Raw genomic sequence first — 25,204 nt, 5'->3', positions numbered from 1 at the left:
CATAGATTCATTGAAAAACAAGCTATGTTAAATTGGAACGACATCATTAGATTTTCGGTAAAAGGGAATCCTGAGCCCGATAAGCGCGTAGAGAAAACACAGGCCGAGTGGCGCGAATTATTGAGCCCTGAACAATATCGGATCACAAGAGAACACGGAACAGAGCGACCTTTTTCTGGGGAGCTTTGCAGTGTTTATGAAGCTGGGGAATACAATTGCGTATGTTGTAACACGCCGCTGTTTGACTCCACGATAAAATTCGATTCTAGCAATGGCTGGCCGAGTTTTACCCAACCTATCAAAGAGAATGCGATAAAATATATCAAAGACACTTCTTTTGGTATGGTGCGCGTGGAAATACAATGTAATACTTGCGATGCGCATTTGGGGCATGTGTTCCCAGATGGGCCGGCGCCGAGCGGATTGCGCTATTGTGTGAATTCCCTATCGATCGATTTAAAAAAAGAAGCAGCTCATGAGTAATACGCTATCAGTAGCAACAATAGGTGGAGGCTGTTTTTGGTGTGTAGATGCGGTCTTTAGAGAGGTTAACGGCATACATTCCGCAGTGTCTGGATACAGCGGAGGCCAAGTTCCCGGGCATCCTACTTACAGAGAGGTGTGTAGTGGACTAACTGGGCATGCAGAAGTGGTACAATTGGAGTTTGATCCATCAGTGATCTCTTATGCCGATGTGCTTCGGATTTTTATGACCACCCACGACCCAACTACCCTAAACAGACAAGGGGCAGATGTGGGTACCCAATATCGTTCTGTGATCTATTATCACGACGAGCAGCAGCGAGAAACGGCTGCTAAGGTATTGGAAGAGATGCAGGCCTATTATGATGAGCCTATAGTAACAGAATTGAGTCCGGCAGTAGCTTTTTATGCAGCCACAGAAGATCATCAGAATTACTATAACAAACAACCCAACCAAGGGTATTGCAGTTATGTGATTACCCCAAAATTGCAAAAGCTTCGCCGTTTACACAGTGAAAAATTGCGAACAACTAAAGCATGAAAACCAAAAATATAGAGATCGCTAAGTCCAATGGCAGCCTGTTTGCACGTTTGGAAGTCCCTGCCAATGGCAAGGTGAGGCACTATGCCATCTTTGCCCATTGTTTTACCTGCAACAGTAACCTGAGTGTGGTGAGGTATATTAGCAGAACCCTTACCAATCACGGGTTTGGCGTTGTGCGTTTTGACTTTACCGGTCTTGGTCGTAGCAGTGGAGAATTCGCCGATTCGAATTTCTCTGGCAATGTGGAGGATCTGATCACTGTTGCGAATTATTTGGAAAAGGAGTATCAGGCTCCGGCAATGCTCATTGGACATTCATTAGGAGGAGCTGCGGTCTTGGCGGCGGCAGCCCATTTAGATTCTGTAAAGGCCATGGTGACCATTGGAGCTCCGGCAGAGGTGGATCACGTAACACATTTGTTTGCAGATGGCCTTGAAGAAATTGAGGAGACAGGTTCTGCGGAGGTCAATATCGGAGGTCGTCCGTTTAGAATAAAGAAACAATTTGTAGAAGATCTTCGTTCTAGAAATTTACTAGAAACCATAAATGGTCTAAAGGTGCCTTACTTGATCATGCATTCTCCACAAGACACTACAGTAGCCATAGAGAATGCGGCTAAATTGTATCATGCTGCTTTTCACCCCAAGAGTTTTATTTCTTTAGATGGAGCAGATCACTTATTGACCAATAAGGTCGATGCGGTTTATGTAGCTGATATGATAGGAACCTGGGCAGGAAAATACTTCCCAGAATTGGATCAGGAGCTTATTTCGACCAAAGGAGAGCAGGTAGTGGTGCATTTAGATCTGGAGAATAAGTTCACCTCCGAAGTTTTTACGCCGCACCATACTCTAATAGCAGACGAACCCAATGCTGTAGGGGGAGACGATCTTGGCCCTTCTCCTTACGAATTGCTCAATGCGGCTTTAGGTGCTTGTACTGTAATGACCTTAAAAATGTACGCCCAGCGCAAAGGATGGGATCTACGCGAAGTGTTTTGCTATGTGACCTACTCCAAAAAGCATGCGGACGACTTGCCACAAGAACAAGATTCAGATGTTGTTGGTCAAATTGATCACATTCAGAAAACACTAGAATTTATCGGAGACCTAGACGACAAACAGCGCGAGCGCTTAAAACAAATTGCCAGCAAATGCCCCGTTCATAAAACTTTGACCTCTACAACCATCATCGACACTAAACTCCTATAGCATGTTAAGAGATCGTTTTCTCAAAACTAGAAACCGCACCCAAGAGATCTGTAGTCCTTTAAAGACAGAAGATTATTCGGTGCAACCCATGGCCGATGCCTCACCTCCTAAATGGCATTTGGCCCATACCACTTGGTTCTTTGAACAATTCGTTCTGGTACCACACAAACCCAATTACGCGATCTATCATGCAGATTTCGCCTATTTGTTTAACAGCTACTACAACAATTTAGGAGACCGGGTGTTGCGCCCGAATCGGGGTTTAATGACACGTCCCTTGGTTACTGAGGTTATGGATTATCGCAGGCACGTTACCGAGAATGTCGCCGAATTATTAGACCGTGATGATTGCCCGGCAGCGGTGTTTGAGCTTGTTGAATTGGGCATCAACCACGAAGAGCAACACCAAGAACTATTGGCTTACGATATCAAGTGCCTTTTCGGGAATCAGCCCACTTTTCCGCTTTACGGGCGAGTTTATAATTTACCCAATGAAACTCATGAGCAAGAATTTATTCCTGTAAAAGAAGGGCTTTACGAGGTTGGTTATGATGGCGACGGTTTCCATTTCGACATAGAAAAGGGTAGGCACAAGGTCTACTTAGAGGCATTTGAGATCTCTAACCGACTGGTGACCAATCAGGAGTATTTAGAGTTTATACAGGCCGGAGGTTACCAGAATTTTAACCTATGGCATGCAGAAGGTTGGGAGTTCATCAATGAGAACGATATCAAAGCGCCCATGTATTGGCACGAGATAGAAGGTGAGTGGTTCCGCTATTGTATGGAAGGCCTAGTTGCTGTAAATCCAGTTGAGCCTGTTATGCATTTAAGTTATTACGAAGCGGCAGCTTTTGCCGAGTGGACAGATCTAAGACTGCCTACCGAGTTCGAATGGGAAGTTGCCTCCCATAGCTTTTCCTGGGGTAAACTATGGGAATGGACCAGCAGCGCTTTTTTACCCTACCCGCGTTTTGAGAAGAAAGCTGGAGCTGTTGGTGAATACAATGGTAAGTTCATGGTGAATCAGAAGGTGTTGCGCGGGGCATCTGTTTCTACTCCGCAGGGACACAGCAGACCTACGTACAGAAACTTTTTCCATCCACATATGCGTTGGCAATTTGCCGGCTTAAGACTTGTACGCTCATGAGTCCGTCAGCAGTGAATGAAATACTACAAGGGCTTTCAGCTCCTGAAAAATATATCTCTTCCAAGTATTTTTACGACGATAAGGGCAGCGCGATCTTTCAACAGATCATGGAAATGCCAGAATACTATCTTACCAATGCTGAGCAGGAGATCTTAGCCCAGCAGGCTGCAGAAATCATAACGGAAACAGGTTTTGACGGACCTTTCAATGTGGTTGAACTCGGTGCCGGCGATGGTAGTAAGACCTTTGAGTTACTCAGCTATTTGGACAGCGCTAATCGCGAGGTGACCTATGTGCCAGTAGACATCTCCAAAGCCGCTATTGACGGTTTAGCTGCGGATTTTACTAAGCGCTTACCTAGATTAAAGCTCAATCCAAAAGTCGGTGATTATTTTGAAGTGCTAAAAGACCGATTGCAAAGTGAATCCAATCCGAGCTTATTGTTGTTTCTAGGCAGTAATATTGGGAACTATATGCCAGCCGATGCCTTGAATTTGTTACGTCTTTTCCATCAGAATATGGCAGCTGGAGATGCACTTTTATTAGGTGCAGATCTGCAAAAGAATCCAGAGGTTATTCGCAAGGCCTATGACGATCCGCATGGAATTACCCGAAATTTTAATTTAAATCTGCTAGACAGATTTAACAGGGAACTCAATGCGAATTTTGAGCGCGATCAATTCGAGTTCTATTGTTATTATAACCCTTTAAGTGGAGAAGTACGGAGCTATTTGGTTAGTCTTACAGATCAGATAGTCGATCTAGCCGATGAGCAGATCCGTTTCAAAAAAGACGAACTTATCTGGACAGAACTCTCCAAAAAGTACAGTTTTCAGGAGTTAGAGGGCATGGCGCAAACTGCAGGATTTGAAGTGAAGAAACACTTTTTAGATACTCGTAGTTATTTCACCAATTCACTCTGGATAAAAAGCGATTAGTTCCAAAATTGGTGAGCGAGTCTGTAGGTATTGGCATGAGCTTCTAAGATGATTTTGATATCTGGAGAATAGCCACCTCCCATACTTATCTGAACCGGGATCTCGCGCTGGTAACAAGCGTCTAATACCATACGGTCTCGAGTTTTACATCCCTCCATGGTGCAACTCAACTTACCTAATTTGTCTGTTGCAAGGATATCCACCCCACTGAGGTAAAAGATAAAATCAGGCTTTACCTTATCTAATAATCTCGGCAAATGAAAAGCTAACACTTCTAGGTATTCTTGGTCTTTGGTGCCATTTGGTAAGCCGATATCCAAGTCCGATTTTTCTTTGCGGAACGGATAGTTATGAGCCCCGTGCATGGAAAAGGTAAAAACCGTATCGTCTCCATCAAAGATCTCTGCAGTGCCGTTGCCCTGATGCACATCCAGATCAATGATCAAGATCTGTTTTGCCTTTTGCGTGCTGATAAGATTGCGCGCGGCTATTGCCTGATCGTTTAAAAGACAGAAGGCTTCGCCACTTGCCTTAAAAGCGTGATGTGTTCCCCCAGCAATATTCAAGGCACAACCGTGTTGCAAAGCGTAGGCAGTGGCTTCTAAGGTGCCTTGAGCAATGGTGAATTCCCGCTCAATTAGTTTTTCAGACATTGGAAATCCAACCTTCCGCGCGGCTCTAGCCTCAATGTTCTGATTTAATAGATCGTTTACATACTGCGGATCGTGTACGGCTTCTATGGCCTTAAGATCAGGCTGGCCAGGCGCAAAGAATTGCTCGGGCTCGCAGGTGCCTTCATGTAAAAGTTGGCGGTGCAAAAGTTCGTACTTCTGCATCGGGAACCTATGTCCCAAGGGCAGCGGATGCTTGTAAATGGGATGATAGGCGATTCGGATCATTTAACTAATACTGCTTCCGTTTTTAACGGCTTCTTCTGGAGACATAAACACCAATTTACCATCGGCGTCTTCTGCCAAGAGGATCATCCCTTGACTCTCTACTCCGCGTAAAGGTCTTGGCGCTAAGTTCACCAAAACGGTGACTTGTTTGCCTACCAATTCTTCTGCGGAATAGTGTTCTGCAATTCCCGACACTATGGTACGGGTATCAATGCCGGTATCGACCTCCATGACCATAAGCTTTTTGGTCTTGGCCATTTTCTCAGCTTTTAAGATAGTACCGACTCGCATATCGATCTTGGTGAAATCGTCGAATTGGATGATATCTTTTTGAGGTTCGGCTTGAGCGTTTTCCATTTCGTTGGCTTTTTTGGTGGCTTTCAATTTGTCTAGTTGTGCTTGTATCTGGGCGTCTTCTATCTTAGAGAACAACAATTGGTTTGTCGCTATACTGTGTCCATTCGGCAAATAGGTCGTGGTCTCTTCTAGATTTTGCCAGTTGACTGTCTCACCATCTAAATGCAGCATGGCTTTGAGCTTCTCACTAGTATGTGGTAAGAAGGGCTCCGACAACACAGCGAGCGCCGCAGTGATCTGAGCCGCTACAAACATCACCGTTTGAGTGCGAGTCTCATCGGTCTTAATACTTTTCCACGGTTCCTGACTGGCTAGGTATTCGTTTCCGCTTCGGGCCACTTTCATAAGAATGCTTAAGGCTTCGCGGAATCGGTATTGCTCCAAGGAAGATTCCATCTCTGTCTTTAGCTGTTTAATGCCTTCTAATACCTGAGTATCGGCCTGGGTAAACTCAGCAGGTGCCGGAACCACTCCGCCGTAATACTTATGGGTAAGCACCACAACACGATTCACAAAGTTTCCAAAAATGGCAACCAGTTCGTTATTGTTACGCGCCTGAAAATCTTTCCAAGTAAAATCGTTGTCTTTACTTTCAGGAGCGTTTGCCGTTAAAGTATAACGCAATACATCTTGCATATCTGGAAAATCTACCAGGTATTCGTGTAACCAAACCGCCCAGTTTTTAGAAGTGGACAGCTTATTACCTTCTAGATTCAGGAATTCATTGGCCGGCACATTGTCTGGCATGATATAGTCTCCTGCAGCTTTTAAGATACTTGGGAAGATGATACAGTGAAACACAATATTGTCCTTGCCAATAAAATGAAGCAATTTGGTGTCCTCGTCTTTCCAATAGGGTTCCCAGTTGTTTCCGGTAGCTGCTGCCCATTCTTTGGTAGCAGAGATATAACCAATAGGCGCATCGAACCACACATAAAGTACCTTGCCTTCGCCGCCCTCCACTGGGACAGGGATACCCCAATCCAAGTCGCGGGTCACGGCGCGAGGCTTGAGTCCGTCCATGATCCAAGATTTCACTTGTCCGTGTACGTTGGGCTTCCAATCTTTTTTATGGCCTTCTACGATCCACTCGTTCAACCAGTCTTGGTATTGGTCGAGCGGCAGGAACCAGTGCTTGGTAGACTTCAATGTTGGCGTACTGCCGCTTATGGCGGATTTAGGGTTGATCAGATCGGTGGCATTGTGAGAAGTACCACAGTTTTCACACTGATCTCCATAGCTGGATTCATAACCACATTTTGGGCAGGTTCCTGTGACAAAACGGTCCGCTAAGAACTGATCGGCTTCGGCATCGTATAATTGCTCCGTGACCTGCTCTACAAATTTACCATCTTGGTGCATTTGTTTAAAGAAGTCACTTGCGGTCTGGTGGTGAATTGGTGCAGAGGTGCGCGAATATACATCGAAGGAGATCCCAAAATCAGCAAAAGAATCTTTAATGATCTTGTGGTAACGGTCTACTACTTGCTGCGGACTTATGCCTTCTTTTTTAGCCTTAATGGTAATAGCTACGCCGTGTTCGTCGCTTCCGCAGACAAATACAACATCACGGCCTTTAAGGCGTTGGTAACGAGCATAAATATCGGCAGGTACATAAACACCAGCCAAATGTCCGATATGGATTGGACCATTAGTATACGGCAAGGCTGCCGTAATTGTATATCTTTTGGGTTGTGCCATAAGTGTTGAAAACAAAGCACAAAAATAGGCAAAAAAAAGCCGCGACTAGCGCGGCTTAAGGTCTTATCTAATCACAATAGATTTACTAAAGTGCTGATCGCCGATACTGATACGATAAATGTATTGTCCGGTATGTAATCGGGTATTGGCCGAGTTCTTCACGTCGATCTCATGCGCTCCTGCAAACTTCATATCATTGGTCAGAGTTGCAACCTCTTGTCCTACTATATTGTACAAGACCACTTTGACATGCGCAGAGAAAGGCATGTTGAAATTGATGAAGGTGGAACTATCTCTGTAGGTTGCCGTATGTGCAAAGCGATTCACGTCTTCAAAATCATTTACCGAAGCTGTGCTACAGGCAAAGCCAAGATCTACCAATTCAAAATCAGTATTCAGCAAGGCCGAGTTGACCGTAGTCTCATCAATACACATCCACTCGATCATAATGCTGGCATAGATATTCCTAAAATCTTGATTAAAGATCAGGTTGCCAAAGGGATCTGTTGCAGTAAGGCTCGGGTGAGATCCTACGAAACCGCTTCCGTTGAGTCCGCTTCCAAAGAGCATCATAGTAGAGGCCGATCCGTGATCGGTTCCAAGACTACCATTTTCAAAGGGGCGTCGACCGAACTCAGAAATGGTCATAGAAAGTACTTTGTCGTCCCAACCAGCAGTGGCCAGATCATCATAAAAGTTCTTTACCGCTAAAGAGAGATCATTCATGATCTCATTGTGGTAGGTCAATTGGTTGGCATGTGTATCGAATCCACCCAGAGTAACCATAAATACCTTAGTGCCTAGACCGCCTTTGATCAATCTAGCGATAATCGCCAACTGATTGGAGAGTTCACGCGTATCGTATGGAGCGTCGTTAGTGGCTCCTTCATAAGCCTCATTGATCACACTGGCATAGGCGAAGGTCGTGTTGGTAGCAGCGCGCAAGAACTGCAACTGATCTCCGTAATAACATTCTGGAATATCGGTCACGTCATGTACCACTCCTGTAGAGGCAATGGAACTCAATTGATCCGGATTGGCTACAGTAAAGGCATAATTACTGTTTAAGCCATCAAAGATCAGGTTACCGATACTTCCAATTTGTATGGCCGGAGGAACTGCCGGAGGATTAACCAGATAGTCTGGATATAACTCTTCAAAATAACGTCCCCACCATCCGGTTTCACCTGGGTCTGACGTATTGGTGTTTGCCCAAATATCAGAGGATTCAAAATGCGAGAAATTCTGATCTGGATAACCTACACCGTGTACTACTTTCATACTGCCATTACCCCAAACAGACTGCAAGGGACTCATGAATTCCGGTAAGCCAAAGTCTGCATCTAAGGCGTAGAGTGAACTTTCCGCCAGTCGTATGTTAGGACGCAATCCTGCATAAGTGTCATAATCGTAAACGGGAACTATGGTGTTCAGGCCGTCGTTACCACCTTTCAGGCGAATGATCACTAAAATATTATCGTTTTCTGACTCTGTCAGGGCCATGGCCAAGGGCGAAGGTCTTGAAACAGTCAAATTGGTTCCACCCAACATGACAGTACCGCCACCCATAAGCCCTAAAGCTTGAATGAACGATCTTCGGCTCCAATGGCTGTGCTCCTTGTCGTGGTTAATATCGTGCAGCTTCTTATAATTCGAGGAAGGAAAATGGTTGTTACACATAGCAATTCTATTTAAGTTGGAACTCTGGGGCCTTGGCCAAATGAATCAATAGTCCGGCAACTTGTGCGGGAGCAGTATCCCAGTATAAATTCCAAGTGCCGTCGTCGTAATAACCTTGTGGGACATCGCCTTTAAAGACATCTATCGCCACCTCGTAATCAGACAAGGTGTGAAAAGGTTTACCCAAGAGTCTATCGGCAATCACAGTAGTGATAAACTCCGGGTCGTTACTGTCTCCGGAAAGGTTAAGGGCTAAATTCCTCAGATCTTCTGGGAAGTTGCTCAGAATATAAAACGCATAGAGTTCAATAACCTGCCAACGCCCGGTCAAAGTACTAGAACTTATCCAATCGTGGTCACGTTGCCAACCGGCCACATCAACAGGTTCATACATTTCTTGCCCCAATACAGCAGCGTAGTAGTTCAGGCCGTTAACTACGGCATCATTGTAGGTCAGTTCTGCCTCCGTAGTAAAATTAAATAAGAAATCGAACGGACTTTTTACCACAACTCCTTGTGCTAAGGTGTCGAAAAAATGTTCGCTTTTAAAGAGCTGACGCAGTACGGGCGCCAATTCAAAACCACTTGTGATAAAGGTGTTTGCCAAGGGCGCAATGATCTCCGCCTGAGCAAATTCAGACACCTCATGGCTCACAAAAAACTTGTACAGTTTGGTGCAAATAAAAGTAGCGATCTCCGTAGGCCGTTGTTCGAAAAGGATATTTATCACATCCTCGTATTTCCAAAGACCGGCTTGTCCAAAGATGTTCTTTACACTGGGGTCCCAAGTAGAATCCTCAAAATAGATCTCACCGCCAACTTCGTCCCAATGATTCCAACCCGTAAGGGCTTTTGCCGTGAATTGAATGTCAACTTCTGTATAGTTGTTGTCCAAGCCCAAAGTAAAGAGCTCAAACAACTCTCTGGCGTAATTCTCATTGGGTTCGAATCGCGTGTTCTGAAAGCCGTTCAAATAGAACAGCATGGCTCCAGACTTTCCAATGTCGGAAACAAAGTCTTTAAAATTACCAATAGCATGGGTCTGATTGATGTTGTAATACTGGAACATATAGGGCGAGTAGAAATAGGTCTCTAGCTCGGTCACAAAATGATTCATCCAGAAAAACGTAAGCCTATCGCGCAAGCGATTCTGTAAAAGGTCGTAACCGGTCTGTCGCCTCCAGCTATCTATATATTCGTTGTTCTCCGTGTCGTAGTCGGTAAAGTTGGTCAAGTTCCAATAACCCCAAGGTGGAGTAGGTGTTGGTGCCATAGCCACGGCTTCATCGACCAATAGATCAATATAAGCATCGGGAGACATGGTCAAGGCATTGTCTAGCTCAGCTTGCGAAGCCCCAAAGGCCAAGCGGCGGCTAACGTGGATCGCCTTATTTAAATCCCAAGGATTATCCCCGGTGGGTACATAGGGTGTAATAGGCGAAGTATTGCACAGGGTAGTAGCTTCCATAGGCAATTCGGATTAGTAGATTTTTTGTTTCAATGTACTGAAAATCTGACAAATGAGAGGATTATCAGGCCATATTTTGTCTATTGTTTTCAATTCTGCATCTTTGACGTAATACAATTACGGATGGTTACACCGGATTTTTTGACTCCTGGAGATAAGATTGGTTTAATTGCCCCGGCACGTTTTATTACTGCGGAGCAACTTCAGCCGGTTTTGAAGCTCATAGAAAGTTGGAATTTAGTTCCAGTTTTAGCTCCGAATATTCTCCAGCCGCACCACCAGTTTGCCGGACCTGATCCGGTTCGCGCCCAGGGGATGCAGCAACTCTTAGATGATCCTGAGATCAAGGCCTTGTGGAGTGTCCGTGGAGGTTATGGCAGCATTCGACTATTAGAGCATTTAGACTTCTCTAAATTTAAACGGAATCCAAAATGGCTTTTAGGCTACAGCGATGTAACGGTTTTCCATAATGTGCTGCAAAATCTAGGAATAGCCAGTATTCACGCAACCATGCCCATAGACCTGGCGGAGCTGCCTACAGCCTTGGGCAATCATCAGAATGCCTTAGAAGCCTTAAAACAGATCTTGTTTGGCAGTACACCTGAATTGGAGTTTGCAACTACAGCTTCCAATCGCAGTGGGAGTGGTCGAGCTGCGCTTACAGGGGGAAACCTCTCTATGCTTTACAGTATGTGCGGGAGTCCGTATCAGGTTCCCACTAGTGGCAAGATCTTGGTTATAGAAGACCTGGACGAATATTTGTATCATATCGATCGCATGCTCAGAAACCTCAAGAACAATGGACTGCTTGCTGACCTCTCTGGACTTATAGTCGGTGGATTCACCAAAATTCACGATAACAGCATCCCTTTTGGAAACACGGTAAAAGAGATTATCTTAGACTTGGTCAAACCCTATGACTACCCGGTGGCTTTTGACGCACCCACCGGTCATATTCACAACAATTATCCGCTGATCTTTGGTCGGCAGGCAAATTTCGAAGTTACTCCCCGAGCAGTAAGTTTGAAATATTTATGAGTTATCACAATGCCCTGGGCCAACGTGGCGAAGCTATCGCAGTCCAGTATTTAAAGCGGGAAGGCTATGAGATCCTCGCCCGAAATTTCCGTTACAAAAGAGCCGAAATAGATCTTATTGCCTTTCAGGACGATCTTGTCGTTATTGTCGAGGTTAAAACGCGAAATTCCGACTATTTTGGTGATCCGCAGCGTTTTGTATCTCCCAAAAAGATCCGATTAATGGTTATGGCTGCAGACGCTTTTGTGTGTCAAAAAGACTGGAAATATCCAATTCGATTCGATATAGTGGCGGTGCTTTTAAACAGCAAGCAGCAGCAGATAACCCATATCAAGGATGCCTTTTATCACTTTTGAGTTGCTTGATGCAGCGGATTCAACGCAGCTAGCGCTTGCGGTACAGATTTAATGGTTCCAAATCGCAGCAAAAGTTTGAGTCCGGATCGTGTTTGCTTTTCGGTCATGTTAACCTTATCGGGATGCTGTTGCACATAGTTCAATACCTTACCAAAGGTGTTACTCTGATAGTAACCAGACTGCTGATCACTTATAAAATAGCCCACCATTTTATTCTTTTTCATCAGTACGCGTTCTAGGCCTAGATCTAAGGCCATCCATTTAATGCGCACGCTGTCCAGTAGGTCTTGAGCTTCCTCCGGCAATGGGCCAAAGCGGTCTTCCAGTTCTTTCTGGAAGGCTTGCAATTCAGTTTCGTCCTTCAATTCGCCAAGCTTGTGATACAGATTTAGGCGCTCGCTAATGTTGTTCACGTATTCCGATGGGAACAAAAGCTCAAAGTCGGTATCGATAACCGTCTCTTTGATCCACTTTTTATCCTTTTCTTCTTGACCTTGGTAGAGTGATTTAAACTCTTTCTCTTTGAGTTCTTCAATAGCTTCTGCTAAGATCTTTTGATAGGTCTCAAACCCGATCTCGTTGATAAAGCCACTTTGTTCTCCTCCAAGAATATCTCCAGCACCTCGGATCTCGAGGTCTTTCATAGCGATCTTGAAACCACCCCCAAGTTCTGTGTACTGCTCCAAGGCTTGTATACGTTTGCGCGCATCTGTGGTCATGGCAGAATAAGGTGGTGTAATGAAATAACAGAAAGCTTTTTTATTGCTACGCCCTACACGGCCTCGCATTTGGTGTAGGTCAGAAAGGCCAAAGTTGTTGGCGTTATTTATAAATATGGTGTTGGCATTAGGAACGTCCAAGCCATTTTCTATGATGGTAGTAGAGACCAAAATATCAAACGCTCCGTCCATAAAGGAAAGCATGAGCTTTTCGAGTTTTTTACCGTCCATTTGGCCATGGCCCACGCCTATTTTGGCATCAGGTAACAGCCGTTGCAACATTCCTGCTACTTCTTGAATATTTTCAATACGGTTGTGGACAAAAAAGGCTTGCCCACCTCTAGAGATCTCGTAGCGCAAGGCATCACGGATCGCCTCCTCAGAAAAACGAATTACTCGCGTTTCAATAGGGTAGCGGTTTGCCGGAGGTGTATTGATCACCGACAGATCTCTGGCCGCCATTAAACTGAACTGCAAGGTGCGTGGAATTGGTGTTGCCGTGAGCGTAAGGGTATCCACATTTTCTTTTATGGTCTTAAGCTTGTCTTTAACGGCTACCCCAAATTTCTGTTCCTCGTCTATAATGAGTAAACCGAGGTCTTTGAACTTAATTCCTTTATTTACCAATTGATGGGTACCTATAACAATATCTAGTTTGCCACTGGCCAGATCTTCCAAAACTTTGTTGCGCTCTTTGGTGGTTCTAAAGCGATTCAGATAATCTATATTAACCGGCAAGCGCTTCATACGCTTAGAGAAACTCTTATGGTGCTGAAACGCAAGGATAGTAGTAGGAACAAGAACAGCCACTTGCTTGCCGTTATCTACTGCTTTAAAAGCTGCGCGTATGGCAACCTCTGTTTTACCAAATCCAACGTCTCCGCAGACCAAGCGATCCATAGGGCGTTCGCTTTCCATATCGCGCTTAATGTCTTCTGTGGCTTTGGTTTGGTCTGGAGTGTCTTCGTATATGAATGATGATTCCAGTTCGTGTTGCAAATACGAATCCGGAGCGTATTGAAAGCCTTTTTGCAATCGACGCTTGGCGTATAATTCAATAAGGTTAAAGGCAATTTCTTTGACCTTTTTCTTGGTCTTTTGCTTGAGTTTTTTCCAGGCGTTGGACCCTAATTTATAGATCTTTGGAGCGGTGCCGTCCTTGCCGTTGTACTTCGCAATTTTATGTAAGGAATGTATGCTGAGGTACAATATGTCTCTATCGCCGTAAATGAGTTTAATGGCCTCTTGGAATTTACCCTCGACCTCTATCTTTTGCAAACCACCAAATTTCCCTATCCCATGGTCGATGTGGGTCACATAGTCTCCAACTTCTAAATTGGTGAGCTCTTTTAAGGTGATGGCTTGCTTTTTAGCGTAGCCATTTTTAAGGTGGAAGCGGTGATAACGCTCAAAGATCTGATGGTCGGTATAACAGGCAGTTTTAGACTCGGCATCTACAAATCCGGCATAGAGCGAAAAGACAGCGGTCTGGTATTTTACGTCGGCATCTAGATCTTCTAAAATATCTTCAAAACGTTTGGCTTGTTCAACGGTATCGCAAAATATGTAATTGGTATAACCCTTAGCGTGTTTTTGCTGCAGGTCCTTGGTCAGTACCGGGAACTGTTTTTTAAATGGGGGTTGCGGTTGGGTTCTAAAAGCGATCTCCCCATCCGAAGGCACCTCAGCTACGTGAGTAAAGGATTCTAGCAGCGCAGAAAAAGTATTGCCGTTAATAAATAATTCCTCAGGTTTGAGTTGTTTAACCGTCTGATCCAATTCGGCGAAGGTTTCCTCTGCTTTTTGATAGAAATCATCGAGTTTTTCTTCGATCAAGCGTTGATTTGCGGTGAAAACTACCGTTTTTCTGGCAATGTATTCCAAAAAGGAAGCCCTTTGTTCTTCCAGTAATTTGTTGGCTACATTTGGAATGATCCCAATGCGTTTTACCTGCTCTGTGGATAGCTGCGTTTCTACATCGAAACAACGAATACTGTCTACCTCATTACCAAAAAATTCCAAGCGATAGGGTTCATCGTGCGAAAAGGAGAATACATCTAATATTCCTCCTCGAACAGAGAATTCTCCCGGTTCGGTCACAAAATCAACACGTTTGAATTGGTAAGAGAACAATACTTCGTTCACAAAATCCAAAGAGAGTTCGTCTCCAACTTTTACGCTAAGGGTATTGCGCTCCAACTCTTTTCTCGTGACCACCTTTTCGAAAAGCGCTTCTGGGTAGGTCACTATTAGCGCTGGTTTTTTGCGCGAGTTGATGCGGTTCAACACTTCGGATCTCAGCAGGACGTTGGCATTGTTGGTTTCCTCTATTTGATAGGGGCGGCGGTAACTGCCAGGAAAGAAAAGCACATCTTGTTCACCAACCAATTGTTCCAAGTCGTTGAGGTGATAAGCGGCTTCTTCCTTGTCGTTAAAGACACAGAGAAAAGGCAGGTCTGTTTCTTTGAAAAGCTGAGCTACAACAATAGAAAAGGCAGAGCCGTGTAGGCCCGATAGTGTTGTTCTTGCTTGATTTTTGGATATAGCTTCCCCTAGTTTTCTTAAAGAAGAAGACTCGTTGAACACCGATTGTACCAGCGTTTTGCTCATGGGATGGCAAAGATAATGCCTTCCGATGGGTTTTTAAAGCAACTCCTAAATCAAATAAGAATTATTTAACGCTTCCCGTAGTATTCCAGCAGCTTAAAAAGCGGATTGTACTTCCAATTCTTAATGGCGTGCAAAGTACTACTGCCAATTAAGATTCCCATGACTAACATGGCGGTGTTAGCAATGGCCTCTTCCGTATGCCAATTGGCCACAGCAATAGCACCCAGAGCCCAAGCACCCACTAAGGCAAATTCACGCATATTGCGCTTCCAGGTAACGGCCAAGTTCACCGCTCCGGCGACGAGTATGACAATTATGGTCCAAGTGACCTCGGACAAGCCTAGGCCGTCCCAATTGGTTTTATGTAAATATGCGGAGATGTTCGCAATGCTCGCCACAGTGATCCATCCGCTGTAGATCACAAAGGGCCACCAAACAAAAGCAATGGTAGGAATGGCAGCATCATAGAGTTCCATTTCGTTCTTCACAACAATGACCAGCAAGGCAATTAAGATCACAAACATGCAAACTACAGACCAGCCTGTCCACTCATATAACCAACAGAAGATCCACGCTATATTCGCTCCGCAGGAAAGTAAAAACCAAGCTGCTGTCTTTTCTAAAAAGGAATCGTCGCGCACCTTGCCAAATGCAGCCACAAGTCCGTAGATCGCAAAACCAATAAGCAGTAAATAGATCAATCCCCAAATGGCAAAGGCATAACCAGCAGGCGTAAAAAGGGTATTCAGATCATCAGATACACCGCCTATGGTTTTTCCCGCAATAGCACCCGTATTGGACAGGTAATTCACATAAATAGTTGCTACCAAAGCAACCGCATTGAGAAGTGCGTAAATTTTTTTCATCAGTCTAAGATACGCAAATTAAGGCGTCTCGTGTAGGGCAATAAGTTCACCTTCTGCTATGGCGTAAATGCGATCTTCATTGCCGGGACGCAATACATGTTTACCAGTAAAACTGCCAAAGGCGGGCAAGATCATTTGTTTCCCACTGATGAAAAAACAGGGTAAACTGATGGACTGTCTCCCCACCCCACGCAGGCGTACTCCCGGATGAATATGTCCGCTAACAGTGAATTTTTCTGGGTTTTCTTCTGGGATGTGTGTCAGCTGTAGATCACCCAGATTTCCCGTTTCACAAGTGGCAATTCCCAAAGCGTCGTAGCGGCTTAAGGGGATGATATCGTGATTGCCAAGCACCAAGGTGGTCTTAGGATTTCGTTTTTCTATCCAACGGGCAAAATAATCCCATTCCTTGTTGGTGTGGCTGTGGAACAGATCGCCCAAAAAATAGAGCCTGTCTGTCTGAAAGTGATCCATGGCTTGGTTTAGCCTGTCAAAATTCGATTGAATTGCCGCAGTAGGAACAGCAGCTCCGTGTTTTCTAAAATGACTCACCTTACCTAAATGGACATCGGCAATTAATAGACAGTCATGGGCGGGTACATACAAAGCTCCGTTTGCGTGTCCAACACAATCCAATCCGCCGAAATTAAATTCTAAAGTCGTCATAGCAATTTAGGCCTCATATTGGACGCGCATTCTCTTAATACGATCGCTGAGTTTTTCAGAGCTCATCTTTTCGCGTAACCTATCGGTAATGATCGGGAAGCTAAATGGCGTAGGCTTTTCACAAGGACGCCACACCCAATCCTGATTGCAAATTCGCTCCAATGCGATGCGCAACCTGCCTTCTTCCAATTCGTGTTCAAAGGTTTCTCTATAGGCTTGCTGCAAAAGTAAATTATCGGGCTCAAAATCTTTAAAGACTTTAAAAAGCAGGCGCGAATTGCTTTGCAAATGTTTGGTCTTAACAGTTTTGTTGGGATAACCCTGAAACACCAAACCGCTTATCACGGCGATGTCTCTAAATTTCCGGCTCGCCATCTCTGTGGCGTTGATACTTTTCTCTAGATCTTGTAGTAAATACTCCGGAGTGAATAGGTCATTGTCAAAAATGAGTTGCACATCCCAAACCTGATCAGACAGCAATTCAAAACCGTAGTCGTTGTAGGCCAAGGAGAAGCTGATAGGAATGAGTAGACTTATTCTATAGGCCAAAATATGACTCAAGGCCTCATGTACAAAGCGCCCCTCAAAAGGGTAGAAAACCACATGAAAACCTTCTCGGGTTTCAAAGGATTCTATAAGGAACTCATAAGAAGCCGGAACTATAGATTCCTGCAATTGCCGCTCAAAAATATGACTTAGTGCGCGTAACTCACGCGTCTGTGATTTGTATGCGCTGCTGCTTTGCAGCTCTTCCCTGAGTAGCTGACTCATTTGGGAGGAAAGCGGCAAACGGCCGCCCATAAAACTCACCACATTGCTGCTACGTTTTTTAGATTTTCTGACCTGAGCGGTCATGTTCCTCAGGCGGACCAATTCTAGGGTTCGTCCGGCAAAAACAAAGGTGTCTCCGGGTTTCATTTTGCCTAAAAACCACTCCTCTACGGTACCAATAAAACCGCCGCTCACGTATTTGACCAGCAGCATGGCATCGCTTACAATAGTACCTATTGACAGGCGATGCATCATGGCGATTCGTCTATCTATAACCTTGAAAAGCCCATCTTCTTGGACGATCACTTTGCGGTATTCGTTATAAGATTCTAAGCTTTGGCTTCCCTTAGTAATGAAATTCAGACACCATTGCCATTGTTCTTCGGTCAAGCCTTGAAAACAAAAGGTCCGCTGTACTTCTGGGAAGATCTCCTCGGGTTTAAAACCGTCACTTACGGCTAAGGTCACTAAATATTGGATCAGCACATCAAAGCAGAGTAAAAAGGGTGTGCGGTCTTCCATAACCGATTCGGTTACGGCCCGTTTTAAAGCAGAGGCTTCCACTAATTCTAATGCGTGTGTAGGTAAAAAATAGATCAGACTCGGTTCCCCGGGGCGGTGGTTGGAACGTCCGGCGCGCTGTAAAAATTTTGCCACGCCTTTTGGCCCACCAATTTGGATGATGGTTTCTACCGGAGCAAAATCCACCCCAAGGTCCAAACTCGAAGTAGCCACCACAGCCTTGAGCGATTCGTTGCGAATGGCTTGTTCTACCCACAGCCGTGTTTCTTTATTGATACTGCCGTGATGCATGGCGAGTTCGCCTGCCAGTTCCGGGTGCTTTTCTAATATCTTCTGAAACCAGATCTCGCATTGGCCCCGGGTGTTGGTAAAAATGATGGTCGTTTTGCTGGCTTCAATAATGGGAATGATCTCTTCTAACAAGTGCAATCCCAAATGTCCGCGCCACGGGAAGGTCTCCATTTTCTTAGGGATGATGGATTTTACTTTGACCTTGGGTTTGCGTTTGGCTCTAATAAGTACTCGGGGTTTTTCTTGCTCGGTGGAATCGCCCATTAAAACATCCATAGCTTGGTCCAAGTTTCCAATGGTTGCAGAGATGCCCCAAATGCGCAGCTTCGGACAAATGGTCTTGAGTCGAGATAAAGCCAATTCCATTTGCACGCCGCGTTTAGAACCAAGGAGTTCGTGCCACTCATCCACCACTACGGCCTCCAGGGTTTTGAAGAGTTTGGGATAGTCCTTGCTGGCTAAGAGTAGCATTAAGCTTTCTGGAGTTGTGATAAGTAGATCTGGCATCGACCGCTTTTGTTTGGCGCGCTCTGCTTGAGTGGTGTCTCCGGTTCTAATGCCAACGGTTAGTCCCGTTTCTAGCTCGTCTGCCATGCGCTGTGCAGCCTGTTGTATCTCTACAGATAGGGCGCGTAGCGGAGTGATCCAAAGGGCTTTGATCCCTTTTTTATGTTTGGTTTTATACTGCGGATTGGATTTGATATATGACAAGACGATAGGTGTCCAAAGTGCGTAGGTCTTACCGCTACCCGTGGGGGCATTGAGCAAGCCGTGCTTGCCCTGCAAGTAAGCATTCCAAGTTTGTTTTTGAAACGGGAACGGACTCCAGCCGCGGCTCTCAAACCAGCCCTGGGCGATATTCAAAAGTTCTTCGCGTTTCATTTCGGGATGAGTGCTTTTAGATCTTCTAAACTGTTGGCCTGATCGGGTTTTTTGTCCTTACGCCAGCGGTGTATTCTAGGAAAGCGCGTGGCAACACCACTTTTATGGCGCTTGCTAGCAGCGATGCCCTCAAAAGCAATTTCAAAGACATGCTCCGGCTTAACAGAGCGTACAGGCCCAAAACGTTCGAGAGTATTCTTTTTTATCCAGCTGTCTACCTCTTTAAGTTCGGCATCTGTTAGGCCGCTATAGGCTTTGGCAAAAGTTACCAAAGCACCTTCGTGCCAGAGAGCAAAGGTGTAATCGGTAAATAGGTTGGCGCGCCTTCCGTGGCCACGCATGGCGTAGGTGAGCACCGCATCTATGGTAAAGGGATCGACCTTCCATTTGAACCATTCTCCGCGTTTTCTGCCCACACCATAATGCGAATCCTTGCGCTTGATCATAAGGCCTTCGCTGCGTTTTTCTCTGGCTCGAGCTCTTTCTGCTGCCGCCTGTTCCCAGCTATCAAACTCCATGGTGCTGCTTAAATAGAGGGGCGAATGCTTTCCTTTCGATTTTACCAATTTGTCTAAGTGTTCCCGACGCTTTTCAAAAGGAGTATCTCGTAGGTCCTTGCCATTCCATTCTAAAAGGTCATAAGCAATGAGTATCACCGGGTGTGTCTCCAAGAGTTTTTTGCTGATGTTCTTGCGGCCAATTCGAGTTTGTAGCATGTTGAAATCCCCGATCTGCCCGTCGGGAAAACAAACAATCTCACCGTCCAGTACAGTTCCGTTGGAAATCCGTTCCCGTAGCGCCTCAAATTCTGGATACTTGTCAGTGACCAGTTCTTCTCCCCTTGACCAGACAAAATGCGTATCGGCCCTAAATATCACTTGCGCCCGTATGCCGTCCCATTTGTGTTCAAAGCTGTATTGAGAGATGTCGCCCAGTTCTTCCACTTGGCCCTCTACAGCATGCGCCAAAAAGAAAGGGTAGGGTCTAGAAACTGCTGCGGCCTCAGAAGGAGCTATGATCAATTCATCAAAACTGATGGTCTTGGGGTCCCAATTTCCCATGAGTTTAAAAGCGAGCTCATCGGTATCAATTCCTGTGGCTTGTCCTAGGGCCCGTGTCATCAGTTTTTGACTCACCCCAATTCTAAATCCGCCGGTAATGATCTTGTTGTAGACAAAGCGCTCGTAGTAATTGAATTGATCCCAGCGTTCTAAGATCGTTGCTTTCTTTATTGCTTCGGATTGATTCCCTAGCGCTGCGATCTCGTTGACCACCTCGGTCAAAGACATAGCTGTACTGCCTTTAGGATGCGGTAGGACTAAGGCGATGGTCTCTGCCAGATCACCTACAATATGATAACTCTCTTCAAACAACCACAGCGGAATGTTGGCCAGTTCAGTGGCCCAAGCTCTAAGTAATGTAGTGTTGACAGGACGTTTGGGGCGTCTATGAGAAAGCAGTGCGATTGTCCAAACCTTGTCACTGTCTTTGGCCTCCTTAAAGTAATTGGCCAAAGCAGCAACCTTTTGGTTGGTCTTGTTGGTGCTGTCTAGCTCTTTTATGAGTTGGGCAAAGGCTTTCATTCACTTAGGCAGTTTCCTGAGTTTCATCTATGGTCTCTGCTTCGTAAGCCGTGGCTTCTGTCTTGGCGTCTAAGCCGAGTTCTTCGCGCAGGTATCTAGAAAAGATGTCTGTATAACCGTGGGTGGCGATCACTTGTTCGCAGCCAGTGGCTTTTACTGCTGTAAGCAATTCTTCCCAATCTGCGTGATCACTCAACACAAAGCCTTTGTCTAAGGCACGTCTTCTGCGAGCACCTCTAAAGGTCATCCATCCGCTTGCTGCAGCTGTGGTCTGTGGCCCTATCTTTCTTATCCAAGCTGCGTTTTGTACTCCAGGAGGGGCCACAATGAGCGAACCTTTCAATACTGCCTTATCCATGGCAGTGTCAAGCAATGTAAATTCTGGCAGATCAAAATCCGCAGCCATGGCTTTGTTGAGGTCGTATATGGTTTTATGTACGTAGATCTGACCTATGTCTGGGTTGACATTCTTTAGGAGCCGCTGGGCTTTGCCCAAACTGTATCCGAAGAGCAAAGAGGTCACGCCATTGGCCTTGTTCTGCGCCCACCACTGATTGATCTCGTTAAACACTTCTTTTTGTGGCTCCCAAGAAAATGCTGGGAGTCCAAAGGTGCATTCACTGATGAAGGTATGGCATTTTATAGGTTCGAAGGGAGTGCTAAGACCGTCATCTTGTAATTTATAGTCGCCCGTAAATACCCAAACTTCTCCTTGGTATGCTACACGGACTTGAGCAGACCCCGGAATATGACCGGCTGGATGCAAACTGAACTTTACCCCATTGACCAAAAGCGTCTCGTTCCATTCTAATCCTTTGACCTGCAATTTACCAAGTCGGTGTTTGATTATAGGAATGTTGGTCTTGTGCGTAATGTACTGCCCGTGTCCGTAGCGCGCATGGTCCGAATGCCCGTGAGTTACGATACATTTAGGCACCTTTCGCCAAGCGTCGAGATATACATCTGCCTGCGGACAATAAATGCCGTTCTTATTAAATACCAATAGGGACATGGGAGTTTTTTTGCTCCCTATAAAAATACGACAATTCCGAGTGGCTGCTTGCTTGCATTTTTAGCAAAATTGAACTCCATTTGAGCATAAGAAATGAGAAGATACTGCTATATTTGCAGCAATTAAGTAAAGCTATGTCGTTTAAGAATCTTTTTCAGAGTTACGAGCACTCTAGAAACCTGAGCCATTTCGCATCTTTAGTAAGAATGGCAGCAGTAGATAATGAGCTCAACGAGCAAGAAATTAGCAGATTGGATCGTTTTGCCAATAAATTGGGAATTGACGAATCCGAAGTAAAAGCAATCCTAAAAGATCCGTCAACTTACACTATAAACCCACCAAACTCTCACGAGGTGCGTTTACAGCTATTACACGACATGTTCAATATCATCTTTGCGGATCATCAGATCGACGCAGATGAACACCAACTTCTAGTGCGTTATGCAATTGGTCTAGGCTTTAGTGAGGCCCAAGCTGAGAAGTATATTAAAAGATCTATCCAAATCTACACTGGGGGTCTAGACTTCGAAGATTACCAATATTTGTTAGAGAAGTAAAAGCTTACTTTTCTCGTGTTTTAAATGCTTCCTTTATGGCTCTAACGAGCTCTTTAGGCTGATAGGGTTTGGTCAAAAAGGCCGAAATACCGAGCGTCTCTGCTTCCTGTTGGTATTCTGGTCCGGCCATGGCCGTTAGTACAACGACAGGTTGTTTTTTGGTCTTGCGTTCGGCGCGTAATTTCTTTAAGAAATCGATTCCATTCAGGATTGGTAGATCCAAATCTAACAAGATCACATCGTAGCTTTTAAGTTCGAGCAATTGCAGCGCCATTTCGCCGTGCAAAGCCAAATCCATAGAGATAAAACCTTCGTTTATTAGGATCTTCATGATCAGCATCTGATCCAATTCGGCATCGTCTACACAAAGTACGCGGATGCGTTCATCCACATCGACCGCCTTTTTGCGAGCAGGTTTTTTCTCCTCGCGCAGAGGAACCTCAAAAGGCAAGGACACTTCGAATTGCGTGCCTTCGCCCACCTTGCTTTTCACTTTGATCTTACCGCTTTGCAGTTTTACCAGATCGTCTACTATTTTAAGCCCCAGACCTTGACCTTCTGTAGGAGAGAGCAATTGGTCTATTTGATAATACGAATCAAAGATCTTAGGTAGTTCCGCATCCTTTATCCCGTAGCCAGTGTCTGAAACACTGAATCTCAGGCTGACCTTTTTAGCACGTGAATAGTCAACGCTTATATCCAGTAAGACCTTCCCTTTAGGAGTATTCTTAAAAGCATTATCCACCAAGTTGATCAAAATTTGCTTTACGCGAATAGGGTCACCGATAAGTATGGCAGGTACATTATCGCGCATATTGATCTCGAATTCTATCCGTTTGCTCTTGGCCTTCAGCGAGAACATATCTTGCAAATGCTTAGTCACATCCTTCATTTTAAAGGATACGTTCTTGAGCTTTAAAGTGCCTTCGCTGATCTTAGAAATATCAAGTAAATCGTTGAGTAATTCTTCAATGTGCATTCCAGTTTGACGCACTATTTTGAGCATTTCTGACTGCTCATAGCTCAAGTTGGAATCTTGCAATAAATTCACAAAGCCCATCATATTGCCGAGCGGTTTGCGCAGCTCGTGACTCAGCTTAGAAAGAAAGCTGTTCTTTAGGGCCTCTTTTTCGTTGGCAATGGCCTGTTCTACCAAAAGCTGATTGGCCAAAATGGTATTCTCATTCTTTTCTTGAACCACCGGATGAGACCGTCTGTAGTGCTCTGTGAAATCGTAGAGAATAACAATGAGTTCGTCCTTGGAATGACGCACTTCTATGTCCAAGATAAATTCCTGATCTTTGTGTTTTACATTGATACAAGGAAATTCCAGCTTTGGATTGTCCTTGCCTGCCAGAGGTAAAATGGCTTCAAAGAACGGATCAAGCTCTTTTAAAGAACTGCCCGTTTTTAGGTCGATCAAGGCTTGGTCGCTGGTTAGGATTTTACCTGAGGTATCGGTACTGATTATCTGAACGCGTTTTTCCAGCAGTTCAGATTTGAAATTCTTTAAACTCATAGCTTATAACAATTCTTTGGCGAGTTGTTCAAAAACGCTGGCTACATTGGTGCCTTCTTTAGCACTGGTAGTGGTTATATCGCGCAAATTGTTCTTGGTCAAGAATTCGTCTAGATCTCCTCCTTCGAACAAATCGGCTTTGTTACCAACCACGCGTATGGGTGCTTTGGGGTGCTGTTTTCTGATGAAATCCAGATTCTCCTTCATATTGTTAAAGGTGATGGGTCTGGTCAAGTCAAATACATATAGAAAGCCGTCGGTTCCGAGCATATAACTAGAACGCATTTCTTCTACCTTGGCGTTGCCCTCCAAGTCCCAAATGATCATGTTGATCTGGTTATCGTCTAATTGGATCTGCTTCTTTTTAACCTGTACGCCCAGGGTTACCAGATAGTCTTCGCTAAAAGCACTATCTACATAGCGGCGCACCAAGCTGGTTTTGCCAACTCCGAAATGCCCCAACAGCACAATTTTTTTAGATACTTCCATCTAATACAAGGTAATTTTAGTTGTCAATGATTGCTTAACAATTTGTGTTCCAAACTTAAAAATTAACTTTTCTCCAGGTAGTCTTCGAACATCGAAGCCAGGAAAATGTCTACATTTTCACGTTGCGCGTTGGTCAACAGTTCACTTAAAGTGTCGCTGTTTTCTAGGATTAGGTCTTCTATTTCATTTTCGAACTGCGGCGTGAGGTTTCCAGAAACCACAACGGCCATATAGTAGGAATGAAAATTTTGTATTTGAATTTTGTACAACTCGTAGTCAATACCTTCCAAATTTTGGCTTTCGCCCTGAAAAGCATCTTCCACAAAACTCTTAATGGCAGTCAACATGCCAGAAATAAGATCTTTGTCTAAGGTCTGTTGATTGGAATAATTACCCAGCAACATGCCAGAACCTTTTTTGATGACAAAGACCTCCATGAGCTCCGGAGCGTCTAATTCACTCAATATAATGTCACTTTCTTTTACCCCGGTAAAGAGCGCCTTAAGCTTGCGCTGAATTCCTTTAAGGGTAAAGGTATTATTGACCTTATTATTAATATTTTCAGAAAGCAGAGCCAGTTCGTTCTGAATATAGCGTTTCACCATTTTTCCCAAAATAGGGTACAAGGCTTCTACTACTTTATCTTGACTGTTTGCAATCTGTTCTTGTAATGTTTTTGTAATTACCGGACCAAGTCGGGTGGGGATATCTTCTACAAACTGTTCTAAGTTCTCTTCGAAGATCGGATCGACCTTTTTGGCCAATTTTTCACGAGATTCTAAAGTCTCTGTTATGGTGTCGAGGCGTTTGGAAATGGCATCGGCAACCTCCCTGTCGTCGATCAACAGGATATCGCGAAGCAGGTTCAGTTTATCCTTTTCCTCGACCATAA

At 44.8% G+C, this 25,204-nt stretch carries 21 protein-coding genes; 8 read left to right on the top strand and 13 right to left on the bottom strand.

The window, feature by feature from the left end; genetic code table 11:
• The first annotated feature begins 24 nt into the window (after positions 1–24).
• The 5 genes from msrB to egtD are packed head-to-tail and all read left to right on the top strand — an operon-like array spanning position 25 to position 4,326.
• A complete protein-coding gene (gene msrB, locus BTO09_RS04780) occupies positions 25–483 on the top strand; it encodes a peptide-methionine (R)-S-oxide reductase MsrB (RefSeq protein WP_087523679.1) in 459 nt (152 codons plus the stop codon).
• Positions 476–1,024: a peptide-methionine (S)-S-oxide reductase MsrA gene (msrA, locus tag BTO09_RS04775; protein WP_087523678.1), complete on the top strand. Its 549-nt coding sequence runs from the start codon at positions 476–478 to the stop codon at positions 1,022–1,024. The genes msrB and msrA overlap by 8 nt, the downstream gene beginning before the upstream one ends.
• The gene (locus BTO09_RS04770; protein WP_087523677.1) at positions 1,021–2,238 is read left to right on the top strand and encodes a bifunctional alpha/beta hydrolase/OsmC family protein; all 1,218 of its coding nucleotides are present in this window, start codon (positions 1,021–1,023) and stop codon (positions 2,236–2,238) included. The genes msrA and BTO09_RS04770 overlap by 4 nt, the downstream gene beginning before the upstream one ends.
• Before the next feature lies 1 nt (position 2,239).
• Positions 2,240–3,388: an ergothioneine biosynthesis protein EgtB gene (gene egtB, locus BTO09_RS04765; RefSeq protein ID WP_087523676.1), complete on the top strand. Its 1,149-nt coding sequence runs from the start codon at positions 2,240–2,242 to the stop codon at positions 3,386–3,388.
• Positions 3,385–4,326: an L-histidine N(alpha)-methyltransferase gene (gene egtD / locus BTO09_RS04760; protein WP_087523675.1), complete on the top strand. Its 942-nt coding sequence runs from the start codon at positions 3,385–3,387 to the stop codon at positions 4,324–4,326. Before egtB ends, egtD begins: the two co-directional genes overlap by 4 nt.
• On the opposite strand, the gene BTO09_RS04755 is transcribed toward egtD, so the two are convergent.
• The 4 genes from BTO09_RS04755 to BTO09_RS04740 all read right to left on the bottom strand — a co-directional run bounded on the left by BTO09_RS04755 (position 4,323) and on the right by BTO09_RS04740 (position 10,431).
• The gene (locus BTO09_RS04755; RefSeq protein ID WP_087523674.1) at positions 4,323–5,225 is read right to left on the bottom strand and encodes a histone deacetylase; all 903 of its coding nucleotides are present in this window, start codon (positions 5,223–5,225) and stop codon (positions 4,323–4,325) included. The genes egtD and BTO09_RS04755 overlap by 4 nt on opposite strands.
• Positions 5,226–7,283 carry a methionine--tRNA ligase gene (gene metG, locus BTO09_RS04750; RefSeq protein WP_087523673.1) on the bottom strand — a complete coding sequence of 686 codons (2,058 nt, stop codon included), beginning with the start codon at positions 7,281–7,283 and terminating at the stop codon, positions 5,226–5,228.
• Positions 7,284–7,346: 63 nt separating this feature from the next.
• Entirely contained in the window at positions 7,347–8,963 is a 1,617-nt protein-coding gene (locus tag BTO09_RS04745) for a DUF1501 domain-containing protein (RefSeq protein ID WP_087523672.1), read from the bottom strand.
• A gap of 7 nt (positions 8,964–8,970) precedes the next feature.
• Complete coding sequence (locus tag BTO09_RS04740; protein WP_157663423.1) at positions 8,971–10,431, bottom strand: DUF1800 family protein; 1,461 nt, start codon at positions 10,429–10,431, stop codon at positions 8,971–8,973.
• Positions 10,432–10,554: 123 nt separating this feature from the next.
• Here BTO09_RS04740 and BTO09_RS04735 point away from each other — a divergent pair, with 123 nt between their 5' ends.
• Both BTO09_RS04735 and BTO09_RS04730 read left to right on the top strand, forming a co-directional pair.
• Entirely contained in the window at positions 10,555–11,469 is a 915-nt protein-coding gene (locus BTO09_RS04735) for an LD-carboxypeptidase (protein ID WP_087523670.1), read from the top strand.
• Positions 11,466–11,825, top strand: a complete 360-nt coding sequence (locus BTO09_RS04730; RefSeq protein ID WP_087523669.1) for a YraN family protein — start codon at positions 11,466–11,468, stop codon at positions 11,823–11,825. Before BTO09_RS04735 ends, BTO09_RS04730 begins: the two co-directional genes overlap by 4 nt.
• Here the strand turns inward: BTO09_RS04730 and mfd are convergent.
• From mfd to BTO09_RS04700, 6 genes are all read right to left on the bottom strand, one after another.
• Complete coding sequence (mfd, locus tag BTO09_RS04725; RefSeq protein WP_087523668.1) at positions 11,816–15,154, bottom strand: transcription-repair coupling factor; 3,339 nt, start codon at positions 15,152–15,154, stop codon at positions 11,816–11,818. The two genes, BTO09_RS04730 and mfd, sit on opposite strands and share 10 nt — an antisense overlap.
• A 65-nt stretch (positions 15,155–15,219) precedes the next feature.
• Positions 15,220–16,020: a hypothetical protein gene (locus BTO09_RS04720; protein ID WP_087523667.1), complete on the bottom strand. Its 801-nt coding sequence runs from the start codon at positions 16,018–16,020 to the stop codon at positions 15,220–15,222.
• An 18-nt stretch (positions 16,021–16,038) separates the two neighbouring features.
• Positions 16,039–16,686, bottom strand: coding sequence for a ligase-associated DNA damage response endonuclease PdeM (gene pdeM, locus BTO09_RS04715; RefSeq protein WP_087523666.1), 648 nt, complete (start codon positions 16,684–16,686; stop codon positions 16,039–16,041).
• Between the two features lie 6 nt (positions 16,687–16,692).
• Positions 16,693–19,152, bottom strand: coding sequence for a ligase-associated DNA damage response DEXH box helicase (locus BTO09_RS04710; protein WP_087523665.1), 2,460 nt, complete (start codon positions 19,150–19,152; stop codon positions 16,693–16,695).
• Complete coding sequence (locus BTO09_RS04705; protein ID WP_087523664.1) at positions 19,149–20,735, bottom strand: ATP-dependent DNA ligase; 1,587 nt, start codon at positions 20,733–20,735, stop codon at positions 19,149–19,151. Before BTO09_RS04705 ends, BTO09_RS04710 begins: the two co-directional genes overlap by 4 nt.
• Positions 20,736–20,739: 4 nt before the next feature.
• Positions 20,740–21,747: a ligase-associated DNA damage response exonuclease gene (locus tag BTO09_RS04700; RefSeq protein ID WP_087523663.1), complete on the bottom strand. Its 1,008-nt coding sequence runs from the start codon at positions 21,745–21,747 to the stop codon at positions 20,740–20,742.
• A 134-nt stretch (positions 21,748–21,881) separates the two neighbouring features.
• Here BTO09_RS04700 and BTO09_RS04695 point away from each other — a divergent pair, with 134 nt between their 5' ends.
• Positions 21,882–22,304: a TerB family tellurite resistance protein gene (locus BTO09_RS04695; protein WP_087523662.1), complete on the top strand. Its 423-nt coding sequence runs from the start codon at positions 21,882–21,884 to the stop codon at positions 22,302–22,304.
• 4 nt (positions 22,305–22,308) lie between these two features.
• Here BTO09_RS04695 and BTO09_RS04690 read toward each other — a convergent pair whose 3' ends face one another.
• The 3 genes from BTO09_RS04690 to BTO09_RS04680 form a co-directional block, all read right to left on the bottom strand.
• Complete coding sequence (locus tag BTO09_RS04690) at positions 22,309–23,823, bottom strand: hybrid sensor histidine kinase/response regulator (RefSeq protein ID WP_087523661.1); 1,515 nt, start codon at positions 23,821–23,823, stop codon at positions 22,309–22,311.
• 3 nt (positions 23,824–23,826) lie between these two features.
• On the bottom strand, positions 23,827–24,312 hold the full coding sequence (locus BTO09_RS04685; protein ID WP_087523660.1) for a Rab family GTPase: 486 nt from the start codon (positions 24,310–24,312) through the stop codon (positions 23,827–23,829).
• A gap of 62 nt (positions 24,313–24,374) precedes the next feature.
• Complete coding sequence (locus BTO09_RS04680) at positions 24,375–25,202, bottom strand: cell envelope biogenesis protein OmpA (RefSeq protein WP_198356536.1); 828 nt, start codon at positions 25,200–25,202, stop codon at positions 24,375–24,377.
• Positions 25,203–25,204 lie beyond the last annotated feature (2 nt).

This window comes from Gilvibacter sp. SZ-19, assembly GCF_002163875.1.
Taxonomy (GTDB): Bacteria; Bacteroidota; Bacteroidia; order Flavobacteriales; family Flavobacteriaceae; genus Gilvibacter.
The sequence above is the reverse complement of the archived record's forward strand: the minus strand, read 5'-3'. Positions and strand labels throughout refer to the sequence as shown.